We start from the raw sequence: 352 nt of genomic DNA on the forward strand, positions 1-352 counted from the left end.
CCGTGGAGGAGTCCTTCGACGCCGTGCCGAAGGTCGGGGTCGTCGGGCCGCCCCACGACTACACCACGACGCTCGGGGAGGACGTCTGCGCGGACGACCACGACGTCTCCGTGCGGATGCTGTCCATGAACGCCCCGCATCCCACGATCGGGCTCACCACCGCCGTGGCCCTCGCCCTCGCCTCGACCGTCACGGATTCGGTCCTGGGCGAGGTGGGGGTCTGCGAGACCCGCCCGGTCTCCGACGGGGACCACGCGTCCCTGCAGGTGCGCACCCTCACCCTCGGCACCCTCGGGGGCCTGCTGCGCTGCGAGGTCCGCACCCGCGGAGATCACAGCGAAGTCCTCCTGCG

General features: G+C 72.4%; 1 protein-coding gene. It reads left to right on the plus strand.

Annotation, left to right across the window (positions count from 1 at the left end):
• Positions 1–352: PrpF domain-containing protein (locus tag IG178_RS24475; RefSeq protein WP_226895763.1), on the plus strand; the 352-nt coding region annotated here is incomplete at both ends.

Source organism: Neoluteolibacter marinus (genome assembly GCF_014904755.1).
GTDB classification, from domain to species: domain Bacteria; phylum Verrucomicrobiota; class Verrucomicrobiia; order Verrucomicrobiales; family Akkermansiaceae; genus Haloferula; species Haloferula marina.